Here is a 12,598-nt window from a genome sequence, read left to right on the forward strand (position 1 = left end):
TCGCAACGTAAACGCAGATAACACCCGCGCCTTTTTGGTTAATGATCGTATCGAGTGCGATGGAAGTTTTTCCGGTTCCACGGTCACCGATGATGAGCTCTCTCTGTCCGCGTCCGACGGGGATCATCGCGTCGATCGCTTTGATTCCTGTTTGCATCGGTTCGCCTACGGGTTGTCTCATCGCGATTCCAGGAGCGGGAGATTCAACGGGTCTGGTAAGTTTTGCGTTGATCGGCCCTTTTCCGTCGAGAGGTTCACCTAACGGGTTCACTACGCGGCCCAGAAGCTCCGGTCCTACCGGAACTTCGAGAATGCGGTTCGTTCTTTTTACGGTGAATCCTTCTTGGATTGCGAGATAATCTCCGTAAACGACCACACCTACGGAGTTGTCTTCGAGGTTGAACGCCTGACCGAAGATTCCGTTTTGGAACTCGACCATCTCTCCGGACATCACGTTTTTGAGTCCGTAAACCCGAGCGATACCGTCACCGATCTCGAGGACCGTTCCGACTTCTTCTACGCTGAGGTCTTTCTTATAATTTAAAATTTCCTGTTTGAGAACGGACGTAATTTCGTCTGTTTTAATTTTCATAGATGGCTCCAACCGGTAATTTCTTTTCCAGCATGGCTTTCTTGATTTCCTTGAGCTGGGAAGCGATTGACTTTTCGATTTTTAAGTCATTGAATTGTACGACAAATCCGCCCAGAAGAGACTTATCTTCCGAGACTTCCAGAATGAATTGCGATTTGAATTTTTCCGAAAGTATGGATTCGAGTTTGGTGATTTGAGAAGGTTCTAAAGAAGGATAACTTCTTACTTGCGCGCGAACTCTTCCTTTCTTCTTATCCAGCTCTTCTGTAAACTGCTTTTGAATGTCCGGGAAACTGATAAATCTTCCCTTGTTTAAAAGCACTCCGAGAAAGTTCAAAGTCGTCTCTGAAACTTTTCCCCGGAGATTTTTTACAAGAATCGTTTCCTTCTCCTCGATCGATACGGTCGGAGAAAGAAAGAAATTCCTGATCTTTTCCTCTTGAAAAAGAAGCTGAACTAAATCCGCGAGTTCTTGTTCCACTTCTTCCGGAGCGGAACTCGCTCCCAAAAGGGCGGACGCGTATATTTTCGAGACACCGGAGTCGTTCATTGTTTTATGCGCTCAGTTTTTTGAGTTTGTCTAGTTCGTTTTCAACGAAAGCTTTGTAGTCTTCGCTTTTGAGTTGTTTTTCCAAAACTTTACCCGCAACGGAGATCGTCATATCGACGAGCTGGGATTGCAGTTGTTCCAGAGCTTTGCCTTTCGCGAGTTCGATCTCTTTCACTGCCTGTTCTTTCTGAGCTTTCACTTCTTGGTTTGTTTCTTCCAAGAGTTTGTTCTTCAGTTTCAGAGCATCGGACTTGGCTTCGGCGATCATCGCATTTGCTTCGTCTTTCGCAGAGTTCAACCTAGCTTCGTAATCCTTCAGAAGAGCTTCCGCTTCCGAACGGAGTTCTGAGGCCTTTTTGATATCGTTCTGAACGGTTTGGGCTCTTTCGTCGAGAGCATTCAGAATTACATCCCAGGCAAACTTTTTCAGAACTAAGACTACGACTAGAAAGGTAACCAGAGTCCAGACTACCAGACCCGGGTTCACATCTAGGAGGCTTAATCCCTTAGCAGCTAAGAGTACCAAGTTTTACTTTCCTTTTTCTTCGGTTGCTGCAGTTGCAGAAGCTTTAGTTTGGTTCGCAACGGTAGCTTTCAGACCTTCGTTCAGAGTTCCCGCAGCTTGGAAAGCGATCACGAGAGCGAACAGAGCGGCACCTTCGATAAGAGCTGCAGCGATAATCATTGCAGTTTGAATTTTTCCGCCAGCTTCCGGTTGTCTTGAAATACCTTCAGTAGCAGAACCACCGATTCTTCCGATTCCGAGAGCTGCTCCGAGAATTGCGACTCCAGCCGCGATACCCACACCGATATATCCTAATCCAAATTCCATATTGTCAATTGACTCCTTGTTGATTCAATATTCTCTAATCAATGCCTATGCATGCTTAATCCCACGAATAAGGAAGTAAGCAATACGAAAATATACGCCTGAAGGAAAGCCACGAAGATTTCCAAGACGTAGATGAGTCCCGAACCGATCACCGAAACGGGAACGATTCCCCAAGACTGAAACTGAAAGATAAAACCCATCAAAGCGAGAATGATAACGTGTCCCGCGGTCATGTTCGCCAAAAGACGCACGGTAAGTGCGAATGTTTTTGCCATCGGAGAAACGATGAACTCCAAAGGCCACATGATCAAATAGAGCGGAAGAGGAACTCCGTTTGGAACGGAATGCCAGATGAACTTCGGCCCTTGATAAATGAAACCGGCGGTATAAATTAAGAACATGGTAAGAAGCGCAAGCGTCATCGTTACGGAAATATCTCCGGTTACGGTGATACCGCTCCAGATCTTTGCAGCGAGAGGCGCTTCGTGATGTGAACCGTGTCCGCCGTGCGCCGCAATCAACTGGTCGGGAACGGGAGTGATCAAACCGATCTTAGTCGCCGCAATCGCTCCGTATTCTTTACCGACAACGAGCAACTCGCCGACGGAAGGAACCAGCCCCATCAGGTTACAAAATAAGATAAAGAAGAACAGAGTGAAGATGTAGTGATAGTAGCCGTGACCGTGTCCGTGCATACTTTCGTCTACGATGTCCTTGCGTAAGAAATTTACGAACACTTCGACCGTGTTTGCGAAACGGGACTGAATCTTCAGAGGATTCTTTGCGATGATTCTCGCCGCAGGAATAAAGATGATAAAAAGAAGAAGGGCTACGATCCACATCATCGTGACGCGTTTCGTAATGTGCATATCGAATCCGCCCACGTAGTGGAAACGTTTTCCGGTTTCGTGGTCGGTAAAGATCGCCGAAGCAGAAGGATCAAAACCGGTCTCACCCTCGAAAACCTGAATTCCTCCGAAATTGAGAGGAAACTCGGCGTTGTCCATCAAGTGATGAACGATGACTTCGTTTAGATCGAAGGCCGCTTCGTGAGAAGATTCCTCGGATGCAAAAATCGGGAATTGAAGTAATACGATTAAGAACGCAAAGAAGATAAACTTTTTTGTCATAAAAGAAGTCTTGTTAAGATTCATTTGTTCGAGTCAAAAACGGAACGGTGAAAAACGAACCGCTTGCACAGAATTGGCGACATTCCGGCCTTCTTTGTATGTATAAGCGATTCCGGAATTCAGCTCGCGAATACAACTATTAGAAAGTGGCTGAAATGGGCAATCAAAAAACCAATTATAAGATCAGAACTATCGTTCTGTGAAACTGTTACCCAAAGGCCGATTCCGTTGCAAAAGAACGATGCTGCCATTATGCCCATCTGCATTCCCACACCTTTTTCGGGAAATTTAACGATCGCGAGAATTTTTAAGAGATAAAAAGGAACAAGCAAACACAAGGCGAGAATGCTTCCGGAAAGAAATTTCCTTTCGGGATAAAAGATTTCGTAACCGGTAGCTAAGGCAAGAATCAAAACGGCAAGTCCTAAGAGATACTTCTTCCAGCTCATTTTTGTTCGTTTCCTCTTTGCAGTCGTCTACGGTTCCAAGAAGAATCAAGATCTTCCGGGGGCCATTCAATTTTGATTGTGGAAATGGGGATTTGTGGTAGTTCCTACGTTTTTCGGCGAGAAGAAGAGGCCAACGTAATTCGAGAAATTCGTGGTAGTTCCCACACTTTACCGTTGTTCAGTCGATTTGTATGAGTTCCCACACTTTACCGTTAGTCAGTCGTTTTGTATGAGTTCCCACACTTTGCCGTTAGTCAGTCGATTTGTATGAGTTCCCACACTTTACCGTTAGTCAGTCGTTTTGTATGAGTTCCCACACTTTACCGTTGTTCAGTCGTTTTGTATGAGTTCCCACACTTTACCGAAAAACGGTCGAACTTCCTCCTTCTCCCTTTAACGTTTTGGAGATGAAAGATTCGGTTTCGAAGCCGGCGGAATCAAGGAAGGATTCAAGGCGGGACCATCCCAAATCATTTTGATGAAATCGGGATCGGAACGAAACGCGTTAAAGTCGGAGTCGTTTTCAAAGTCCACGGTTTCTTTTCCTAGAAACAAAGCGATCTTCATGTATTGCAGCATTTCTTGTTTGTTTCCGTTCAATGCGTGCAGACAAGCGAGATTGAACGCGAGCCTTGCATCGCCGATCGGATTCGGAATCATCTTTTGAATGAGAGGAAGAAAACGATCGTCCTTGCTTTCTCCCGTATACGCAATCAGGTCCGCGACAAAGTATTCGCGTGCGGAATAAAGATTTCCGCTTTTGGTTCCTTTGATCGTAATATCCCCGATTCCTAAAAACGGAATCGTTTCGGCATAAATCGAAGCGATGAACGCCGCGGCCGCCCAATCCTTTTGTGCGATCTGCGAATTGAATCGACTCGCGGTTTCGGCGAGAATAAAGTTTCGAAGCGATTCCTTGGTTTCGATCGAATCCCCTTGAAAGCTTTCGAGATGAGTAACGTATTCTTTTTCGGCGAGTCTTCGCTCTTGGCCGGAAGACCGCTCCAATTTTTGGACGGAACTCCGCCAACGTTCCGTCGCGGTTTCAACCGGAAACAAGAGCGCACAGTTGACAAAGAATCCGATTCCGGTTCCCGCAAAGAATATTAGAAAAATACGTTTTAGATTCATAAAAACAAATCGACCGACAAGGTAACCACGAAAGAGCCGAAAAGTTTCTTCGTTTTTTGCAGAGTTCGATTTTTTTTGAAAGAGAAGTTTGAATTCCGACAGGCACAAATCGGAAGAGCGCAAACTCGCGTTTAATGAACGGTGGTTCAGCGAAACGGTCGGGCGATCCAAGAAATAACGATTCGATTTAGAAAGTCGTATCTACGAGAAATTCTTCCCATCAAAACGATCGTTTCGATTGAAAGAAAGAGGATTCTTGGAAAAAAGTCGGAACCTACGCTACTTCTTCAGTGTCGTTCTATAAATGATGTAGTAAATTCCGTAGGAGAATCCGAGAAGGCAAGCTCCGAGCAAACCGAACGGAGAAGAATGAAACTTCGTATCCAAATAATTTCCAAGATATACCGAACCGACGACAATCACCGCGAATTCCATTCCAAGACCCGCAAATTCCCAAGGAGAAATTTCTTTTTCCTTCGATTTAGATTCCTTTTGAAATCCGGAAGGATCGTTTTCCTTGCCGGAGGATTCTTCTTTTCCGGACGGTTCTAAATTTTTCTCAGACATAACGCCTAACGCAGAATCTTGCCGATTCGATTCCAGCGCACTTCCATTCTCCAGATTCTATAACGAAGCGTGCGTTCGATCCAGCCAAGTTTGCTTTCTTCGCGGATTAAACCGATCTCAGAAGGATGACAGTTTTTTACGAGTTCTTCGCCTTGATACCGTTCCGCGAACTCCGGGCCTTTTTCGGAAAGTTCCTTTCCGTTTTTATACTCGCAGACGTTGTCCTTCCAGTTGATGGAAAAATAAATGACGAGCGCTTTTCCGAGAATGTCCTCGCGTTTTACGAATCCCCATGCGCGGGAATCGTGAGAATCGTCCCGGTTATCTCCCACGACCATGTATTGATTTTCGGGAATTTCGCACCCGATCGAAAAATTACATTCGTAACCGTCGAGGCGTTTTCTGTCTTCTTCGTAGCCTTCGAGCACGTAGTGTTCAAATCCTGGCTTTTTTTCCTGAAACAAGGTTCTGGTCGGCGCGTAAAGATTGTCCAAATCACCGAGGACATCCCCCTCTTCCACTTCTACCGGTTCGTAGTTTTGAAACGTTTCCGATCCCTTCTCCTTGTATTCGATCACGGAGTAGTTCACGTTTCCCTTCTTTGTGGAAAGAAATTTAGAGGTGATTCGAATCGTATCGCCCGGCAATCCGATGACCCGCTTGACGTAGCGCTTTGCAAAGAATCCGTCCCGGCTGTCGCCCAAACTCAGAGCGCGCAACGGCGGTGCGAAGGTTACGATGTCTCCGCGTTTCGGATCGTCGATCCGAAAGAGCTCCGCTTCGGTGAACGGCATCCGAACCGAGTATCTCATCTTGTTTACAAAGAGAAAATCCCCGATTTTTAAGGTGGGGATCATCGATCCCGATGGGATATTATTCGCGTCTAAAACCGAGGATTTGAAGGCAAATACCAGGATCACGATCAGAATAAAGGAAAAAGTAGAGCTGATGGGAGATTCTTCCCCGGAGGAAGAATCCTTTGTTTTTACCTCGGGTTCCTGCATAAGGGAAAGCAAAAAGAATCTCACTTCAGTTGTCAATCCTGCGTTAAAAATTCTATCGGTTTTTCAAAATCGGTCGATACTTCTAGCGTGAAAGAGCAGATAGACCGTAAACTCATCGAACTCAGAAGAACCCTCGTTTCTCTTACCGATCAGTATCCGATTTGCGGACTGAAAGGCGGCACCGAAACGGAGGATATGGACGCGGATGAAATCCGAATTCTCCATTTAGCGGCTAAGGATCTGGTTCCGGTCACCGTTAAAATCGGCGGCCCCGAAGCGAGGACGGATATCCGTATGCTCGTCAAAGAGGAGATCGAAGGAATCTGCGCTCCTATGATCGAATCCTCATACGCACTCAAAAATTTTATTCAGACATTGAAAAGCATGCTTACTCCCGTGAACTACGGCAAGGTTTCCAAGTCGATCAATTTGGAAACGATCACGGGTTATAAAAATCTGATGGAGATCGCGGATTCACGTCCTTTCGAGGATTTGGATCAAGTCACCGCGGCTCGCTCCGATCTCTCCGCTTCCATGGGTTTGATTCCGGACGACGAAGAAGTGATGCGGGTCACGAAGAACATCGTATATCTTTCCAGAGAAAGAGGAAAACGTACTTCCGTCGGAGGAACGATCACGAAGTCCAATTTCAGAAAGGTCGCCGAAGTCATCGGTCCCGACCTTATCAATTCAAGACACGTAGTCGTAAATACATCGGAAGCTTTGAAAAAGAATCCGGAAGAAGTCGCGGAAGCGATGCTCTTCTTTGAGATCGAACTCTACGATCTATTCTCCGTTTTAAAACCCGAAAAGGCGTTCTCTTATAAAAACAGAATGGAAACCAATCGGGAAAGAATCGGAGCCAGAAAGGTTCTCTACTCGATCCGATAAGAATGGCGAAAGACACCCGGGATCTGATCCTAAAAACTTCCCTTAAACTTTTTTCTGAACAAGGTTATCACGGAACCACGATGAGACAGGTCGCTTCGAAGGCGGGAATGTCTCTCGGGCTCGCGTATCGCTATTTCGACTCGAAAGAAGCGATCCTGGAAGGGATCATCGAATCGCATGATAAAATTCTAAAGCGATACGTCACGGACGAGGTGGTTTCCAATCCGAGCACGGAGGATCTGATCCAGCTCGTTTCGGAAAGTATCATCACCCTTGTGAAGGAAAACGAGGAATATCTCCGTTTGTATTGGAATCTGATGCTTCAACCGAAGATCCACAGACTCAAACGAAGAAACATTCACCTCGTGAATATGATCTTTTTTGAAACTTCCAAAAAGACGATCCGCGCCGTTAAACCGAACTACACCGAATTCGAGATCAAAAACCTCGCTTCGACTACGATCGGTTACATGATCAATTATCTTACCAACAAGAAAGAATTCTCCCTCGACGACTTTCGGAACTATCTCGTTTACACGCTGAAGAATACATAGAACGCGATTCATAGAGAGCGTTCTGCTGAGTTAACGCGATTTATCGAGTGACCCATAGGGAACGAGATTTGAGTTCAGAGAGCGAGTTAGCCGAAAGGCAACGGAACTTTGTCGTCGGCTCTTTGCGAGGCATAGGCAAGCGTCCGGGAATTTGTCGTAGTTCCGACAAGTTTCGTCCAAGTAAATTCCGTTTTACAAAAGAGGAATTTTATGTTAGTGGAAAATTGTCCGAGGGTTTCCCGCAAAACCCGCCACCTCCACCCGATGAGGGCGGGGGCCGCGCTTGTGTTACGGCGGATTGTCGGAACTACGACAAATTCTCCCCCAAATAATTCTCCTTGCCAGAGTCGCTTTGCCGGATAGTCTCATCCGTCGGAGACTCTCTGTTTGAAACGAATCTTACTCACGGAATCCTTTCCCGAAGGCGGTCAGGAAAAAACGGTGGCCGGTCCTTGCGAAGTTCTTTTGGAAGCGGGCGACAAACCGGCGGCAATTCCCGAACTCGAATGGCTTTGCGGCAAAGGACTCGTTTGGATCGATTTGGATTCGACGGAAGGAGAAGATCTCGATTTTCTTGCGAGAGAATGCAACTTTCACCCGCTCGCGATCGAAGATTGCATCAACAAAAACCAAAGACCGAAACTGGAAGAATACGGTTCGTATATCTTTATCGTTCTACATCGTTTTCAATACGACGCGGACAAAAAAATTCTCCGAAGCAACGAGATCCATATCTTTTATAACGAGAAGTTCGTGGTCACCGTTCACCAAAAGGAGGAACCGTTGATCGAACAACTGCGATCGCGTTGTATGACACAGGGCAATCCTCTTTCCCGGGGAACCGATCAGATTCTGTATATGCTTTTCGATCAAACGGTGGATTCCAACTTTCCGATCCTCGATAAGATGAGCGAGGAAATCGTACGGATCGAAGCGCAGATCCTCGTAAACCAAGACAGCCAACAGACGATTGCGGGTATTCTCTTTTTAAAACGGAATCTTACGCGCATTCGAAGGGTTCTTTCCCCGCAACGCGAAATTGTGAACAGTTTAATCCGAAGAGACGGCAATTTTTTAAGTCCCAAGATTCAGATCTATTTCCGGGACGTTTACGATCATTTGAACAGGCTGTACGAAACGATCGATATGGATCGGGATCTTTTGGGAAACACGATGGACGCGTATTTTTCGGTGATCTCCCAAAGAACGAACGACGTCGTTAAGCGACTTACGTTGATCAGTTTGATCTTTATGCCTCTGACCTTTCTTACCGGATTTTTCGGAATGAACTTCACCGCCATTCCCTATGACAGCGTCCCGTTCTTATTCTTTACGGTCGCAGGCGCGGCTTTGATCCCTCCGGGAATGATATATTGGTTTCGAAAGAAACACTGGTTCCGGGATTAGTTCACGTTTTCCCGGAATTTTTCCTTTAATACGGAAACGTATTCCCTTCCGACGGGAAGAACCGTTTCGTCCTCGTCGTTCAGAAACACCTCGTATCCTCCGCCCGCGTTCGATTTCATCCCCGAAATATATTCCAAATTAAGAATATACTTTTTATGAATTCTCACGAAACGATCTCCCGGAAGTTCCTCTTCCAAATCCCCCAGAAGTTTCGGAGTTTCATGATCCTTGTCCGTGCTGTGCAACACGCATTTTTTTCCGTTTGCCGTCAGATACAAAAGTTTGGAAAGACTGAGACGGTGCAAAATACCCGATTCCCGGAAAAACAAAAAGGCTTCGGCCTTGTTTCCTTTTTTGCGGACGGATAGAAATTCCTCGACTCGGGTCATCGTCTCACGAAAACGTTCGCGGGAATACGGCTTTAACAGATAATCCAAAGCGCCCGCCTCGAAGGCGCGCAACGCGTGATCCCGATACGCCGTCGTAAACACGAGCGCCGGAGCGGGTTTGCCCTTCTCCTCCAAAACCTGAATCCCCGATTTTTCGGGTAGATTCACGTCGAGAAAGACAAGATCGAAATTCTTCCGTTCCAAAACCTCGAGCGCTTGACGGCCGTTACCGGCAACGGCATCGATCCTAAAGGAAGTCCATTCTTCCAGATATTTGCGGAGGAGCTCCCTGGCAGGAGCCTCGTCCTCCACAATCAAAACAGAATATAATAAATCTTTCATACGGAATATTCCAAAAGAACCGTGGTCCCTCCGGTCTCCCCTTCTTCCAATTTTAATATGGCGTCCCGGAAATTGTAATCCAGTCTCGCCTGAATGTTTCTCAAAGTGCTTCTTATCGCCTGCATTCCGAATCCTCCCCCGGGCCCGGAATACTGTCTTCTCGACGTGGAAATCGTTCCGTTGTCCTCGATCGAAATCCGTATCTTTCCGTTTTTAATCTCCGCGCTTACGCAGATCTTCCTCTGAACGTCTCCGGAATTTACGGAATGTTTGAAACTGTTCTCGACCAAAGGTTGAATCGACAAAGGAGGAATCGAAATTCCGGAAAAGTCCCCTTTGCTTTCCATTCTAAGCTCCATAAAATCGGCGAAGCGGATCTTTTGAAGTTCGAGATAATTTCTCGTAAATTCCCATTCTTCCCGAAACGAAACGAGTCTTTCGGAATGTCTTTCGGTTAAAAAGCGATACGAATCCGATAAAAGAAGAATCGCACGATCCGCCCTCGAGGGATCGATTTCCAAAAGAGCGTGAATCGTATTCAAAGTATTGAATAGATAATGCGGGTCCATCCTCGATTGAAGCGCGGCGTAGTGCAGTTCCTTGAGCGCGCTTTCGGATTCCTTCTTCTTTTCGATGAGAATCTGCATGGATTTTTCCAATACGGAGATAAAGAGCGCGAGGATCAGGGAACTCAAAAGGATATTGTACGAACCGCCGTGATGTTTCCCCGGCGTTTCATCGGTCAACGCGATCGCGTGAAGAATTCCTCCGGCGGCAACTCCCACGATCGCCGCAAAACAAGACGCTAATATTAAAATAACGCCGGATTTTATAAATCCGTGTTTTTGTCCGGAAGAATTCAAGGACTCCACGGTCATCTCCACGATCCCGCAAACGAAATGTGTGGTGATCTGGGTAGCGAGAAAGACTTTCCAAAAGGGAGACTCGGAATTGTGCGCGATCAAAAGGGCGTTCATGGTTCCGATGACGGTGTTTATGGAGAACCAGAAAAAAAGTTTAAACCAGCGTATGCGCTTACCGGAGTTCATTTTCAATTCACCTGCTTAGTATAAGCATTGGAACGCACAATTTATTTCCCGTCATTCCGGATTTCATCCTTTAATTCCTCAAAACCTGCGTTTCATTTCCCAAGAGCATACTCTTTTGGGAAAAGAATTGCCAGCGTTTGTTTTTTTTAAGAGGAAAAGAAGAAGAATGAAATCGCATAAAAAATTGACGGAAATAACTTTTTCCCGGCTACTAACGGTTCAGAGGAATCATGAAAATACAATCGATCCGTTTCATTCTAATATCATCGTTCTTATTGACTGCTGAGACCATGTTTGCAGAACCAGTTGTTACAACAAAAAAAGACGAACCGGACGCCTACTACGGGCTGGACGTTCGTGGTGTTATCTCGCCGTCCTACGGGGAAAAGCTGGGCAGCGACAACTCGGGGACCGCAAACAACGGGGCAAACCCGTATATGAACGCGAACGACAGAGTCGGATTCTCCACTCCTTGGACCTTATTGATGATCTCGAAGACGTTTCAGGAAACCGGAATACAAACCGAACTTTGGGGAGAATTGGTCCGAAACGCTCAACTAACAGCGGATACACGATTGGACGGAGGAACGAAGCCGAATCCTTATGTGATCGCTATCCGCAGAGCGAGTATTAAAAAAACGTGGGAAACGTCCGCGGGAAATTACACGCTCAACTTCGGAATGCAGGAACTGCCTCACACGTACACGCAGTGGAGCAACTATTGGAAGTGGAGATATATCGATCGCGGACCTCTCGAATCCCTCGGTTTTTCTCCGCAGCCGGCCGACATCGGGCTCAGCGCGACCGGAAAATGGTCGATCGTAAGCTCCCAGCTGATGCTGAGCAACGGAGAAGGATATCGCGAGGCCCAGAACACCAATTCGGCGGGAATGGATATATCCTCGCGCGTGTCCGTTGAACCAGAGTTAGGCGAGAAAGGAAAAGCCGGATTTCATCTTTTTTATAGAAGGGAAAACGCGTTCGGAGCGCGGAAAAACGAATGTTACGAAGGAAAAACCAGTTGCGTGCGAAACGATCTCGATCCGAACACGAGCTACTTCAAGAGCAACCGTTCCCTTCAATCGGACACGGCCGGTTCCGAATTCGATTTAATATGGAACGGCGCGGTTCAACTGAATTTCGGGATCGGCGCATTCTTTAAAAGACAATACGCGGGAGAACTCCGCGATCGTTTCCAGCCGTTTGCTCCTCCTGCCGTTTACGGAAAGGATCGATTCGGGAGAGGCGCTTACGCTTGGTTCTCCGTCGGAATCGGCAACTTTTCCATTTTAGGAAGAATCGAACGCGGAACGGGGAATAACGGAATCGTAGGAACGACCGATTCCCAGCAGAAGGAATGGATTCCGGGAACGGGAGTTCCCGTTTCCACGCAGACGCTACCGACCGCCTTGGCGGCCTCCGTCCCCGAAACGTCGAACAACGGTTATGCGAGTAAGAGTTCTTTCCGAAGGGTCAGCGTCTTTTTCGAGTGGATCGTAATGCCTCAGTTTAGAATGGCGCTCGGTTATGTGGAAAACAAGAATTTCGATTCCAGAGGAATCGCACAGAATTCTTACATCGACGTGAACGGGACCGAAAGAACCGAACGGGAATATTTGAATCAGTTTAACGGAGCCGGCGGACCGGGAATTCTTTCCTATTCCGCCTTAGATAGACAGATTATCTTAAAGACAACGATAGAGTTTTAAAT

Annotated in this window: 15 protein-coding genes (1 of these 15 only partly in view); 4 read left to right on the forward strand and 11 right to left on the reverse strand. The window is 46.6% G+C overall.

Going from position 1 to position 12,598, the window contains the following annotated elements:
* From atpA to lepB, 9 genes are all read right to left on the reverse strand, one after another.
* On the reverse strand, positions 1-592 hold the 5' portion of the coding sequence (gene atpA / locus LFX17_RS12710) for a F0F1 ATP synthase subunit alpha (protein WP_238730581.1). Its footprint begins 920 nt before the window's first position; 592 of the gene's 1,512 nt are visible here — the first part of the coding sequence; its start codon is at positions 590-592; its stop codon lies beyond the left edge, outside the window.
* Positions 582-1,142, reverse strand: a complete 561-nt coding sequence (gene atpH, locus LFX17_RS12715) for an ATP synthase F1 subunit delta (RefSeq protein ID WP_238730582.1) — start codon at positions 1,140-1,142, stop codon at positions 582-584. Before atpH ends, atpA begins: the two co-directional genes overlap by 11 nt.
* Before the next feature lie 4 nt (positions 1,143-1,146).
* On the reverse strand, positions 1,147-1,668 hold the full coding sequence (locus LFX17_RS12720; protein ID WP_238746978.1) for a F0F1 ATP synthase subunit B: 522 nt from the start codon (positions 1,666-1,668) through the stop codon (positions 1,147-1,149).
* Positions 1,669-1,671: 3 nt separating this feature from the next.
* On the reverse strand, positions 1,672-1,974 hold the full coding sequence (locus tag LFX17_RS12725) for an ATP synthase F0 subunit C (RefSeq protein ID WP_020774010.1): 303 nt from the start codon (positions 1,972-1,974) through the stop codon (positions 1,672-1,674).
* A 38-nt stretch (positions 1,975-2,012) separates the two neighbouring features.
* The gene (gene atpB, locus LFX17_RS12730; protein ID WP_238746979.1) at positions 2,013-3,128 is read right to left on the reverse strand and encodes a F0F1 ATP synthase subunit A; all 1,116 of its coding nucleotides are present in this window, start codon (positions 3,126-3,128) and stop codon (positions 2,013-2,015) included.
* A 95-nt stretch (positions 3,129-3,223) separates the two neighbouring features.
* Positions 3,224-3,553 carry a hypothetical protein gene (locus LFX17_RS12735; protein ID WP_238730585.1) on the reverse strand — a complete coding sequence of 110 codons (330 nt, stop codon included), beginning with the start codon at positions 3,551-3,553 and terminating at the stop codon, positions 3,224-3,226.
* A 393-nt stretch (positions 3,554-3,946) separates the two neighbouring features.
* Positions 3,947-4,684, reverse strand: coding sequence for a TPR end-of-group domain-containing protein (locus LFX17_RS12740; RefSeq protein WP_238746980.1), 738 nt, complete (start codon positions 4,682-4,684; stop codon positions 3,947-3,949).
* Between the two features lie 279 nt (positions 4,685-4,963).
* Positions 4,964-5,251 carry an AtpZ/AtpI family protein gene (locus tag LFX17_RS12745; protein WP_238730587.1) on the reverse strand — a complete coding sequence of 96 codons (288 nt, stop codon included), beginning with the start codon at positions 5,249-5,251 and terminating at the stop codon, positions 4,964-4,966.
* 5 nt (positions 5,252-5,256) lie between these two features.
* The gene (gene lepB / locus LFX17_RS12750) at positions 5,257-6,255 is read right to left on the reverse strand and encodes a signal peptidase I (protein ID WP_238731596.1); all 999 of its coding nucleotides are present in this window, start codon (positions 6,253-6,255) and stop codon (positions 5,257-5,259) included.
* Positions 6,256-6,342: 87 nt separating this feature from the next.
* On the opposite strand from lepB, the gene LFX17_RS12755 reads away from it, so the two are divergent.
* The 3 genes from LFX17_RS12755 (at position 6,343) to corA (ending at position 9,107) form a co-directional block, all read left to right on the forward strand.
* Positions 6,343-7,146: an aldolase/citrate lyase family protein gene (locus LFX17_RS12755; RefSeq protein WP_238730588.1), complete on the forward strand. Its 804-nt coding sequence runs from the start codon at positions 6,343-6,345 to the stop codon at positions 7,144-7,146.
* A 2-nt stretch (positions 7,147-7,148) separates the two neighbouring features.
* Positions 7,149-7,700: a TetR/AcrR family transcriptional regulator gene (locus LFX17_RS12760; RefSeq protein ID WP_118956420.1), complete on the forward strand. Its 552-nt coding sequence runs from the start codon at positions 7,149-7,151 to the stop codon at positions 7,698-7,700.
* Positions 7,701-8,087: 387 nt separating this feature from the next.
* On the forward strand, positions 8,088-9,107 hold the full coding sequence (corA, locus tag LFX17_RS12765; protein ID WP_238746982.1) for a magnesium/cobalt transporter CorA: 1,020 nt from the start codon (positions 8,088-8,090) through the stop codon (positions 9,105-9,107).
* Here corA and LFX17_RS12770 read toward each other — a convergent pair.
* Together LFX17_RS12770 and LFX17_RS12775 are read right to left on the reverse strand one after the other, a co-directional pair.
* Complete coding sequence (locus LFX17_RS12770) at positions 9,104-9,838, reverse strand: LytR/AlgR family response regulator transcription factor (protein ID WP_238730590.1); 735 nt, start codon at positions 9,836-9,838, stop codon at positions 9,104-9,106. The genes corA and LFX17_RS12770 overlap by 4 nt on opposite strands.
* On the reverse strand, positions 9,835-10,887 hold the full coding sequence (locus LFX17_RS12775; RefSeq protein WP_238730591.1) for a sensor histidine kinase: 1,053 nt from the start codon (positions 10,885-10,887) through the stop codon (positions 9,835-9,837). The genes LFX17_RS12770 and LFX17_RS12775 overlap by 4 nt, the downstream gene beginning before the upstream one ends.
* Positions 10,888-11,117: 230 nt before the next feature.
* On the opposite strand from LFX17_RS12775, the gene LFX17_RS12780 reads away from it, so the two are divergent.
* Positions 11,118-12,596, forward strand: coding sequence for a hypothetical protein (locus tag LFX17_RS12780; RefSeq protein WP_238730592.1), 1,479 nt, complete (start codon positions 11,118-11,120; stop codon positions 12,594-12,596).
* The last annotated feature ends 2 nt before the right edge of the window (positions 12,597-12,598 follow it).

Source organism: Leptospira sanjuanensis (assembly GCF_022267375.1).
GTDB lineage: Bacteria > Spirochaetota > Leptospiria > Leptospirales > Leptospiraceae > Leptospira > Leptospira sanjuanensis.

Bases quoted from the DNA above. Each gene is read 5' to 3' on its own strand.
- LFX17_RS12775 (WP_238730591.1), bottom strand. From the start codon at position 10,887: ATGAACTCCGGTAAGCGCATACGCTGGTTTAAACTTTTTTTCTGGTTC.
- lepB (WP_238731596.1), bottom strand. From the start codon at position 6,255: ATGCAGGAACCCGAGGTAAAAACAAAGGATTCTTCCTCCGGGGAAGAA.
- atpH (WP_238730582.1), bottom strand. From the start codon at position 1,142: ATGAACGACTCCGGTGTCTCGAAAATATACGCGTCCGCCCTTTTGGGA.
- LFX17_RS12770 (WP_238730590.1), bottom strand. From the start codon at position 9,838: ATGAAAGATTTATTATATTCTGTTTTGATTGTGGAGGACGAGGCTCCT.
- LFX17_RS12745 (WP_238730587.1), bottom strand. From the start codon at position 5,251: ATGTCTGAGAAAAATTTAGAACCGTCCGGAAAAGAAGAATCCTCCGGC.
- LFX17_RS12780 (WP_238730592.1), top strand. From the start codon at position 11,118: ATGAAAATACAATCGATCCGTTTCATTCTAATATCATCGTTCTTATTG.
- LFX17_RS12740 (WP_238746980.1), bottom strand. From the start codon at position 4,684: ATGAATCTAAAACGTATTTTTCTAATATTCTTTGCGGGAACCGGAATC.
- atpB (WP_238746979.1), bottom strand. From the start codon at position 3,128: ATGAATCTTAACAAGACTTCTTTTATGACAAAAAAGTTTATCTTCTTT.
- LFX17_RS12760 (WP_118956420.1), top strand. From the start codon at position 7,149: ATGGCGAAAGACACCCGGGATCTGATCCTAAAAACTTCCCTTAAACTT.
- LFX17_RS12735 (WP_238730585.1), bottom strand. From the start codon at position 3,553: ATGAGCTGGAAGAAGTATCTCTTAGGACTTGCCGTTTTGATTCTTGCC.
- LFX17_RS12725 (WP_020774010.1), bottom strand. From the start codon at position 1,974: ATGGAATTTGGATTAGGATATATCGGTGTGGGTATCGCGGCTGGAGTC.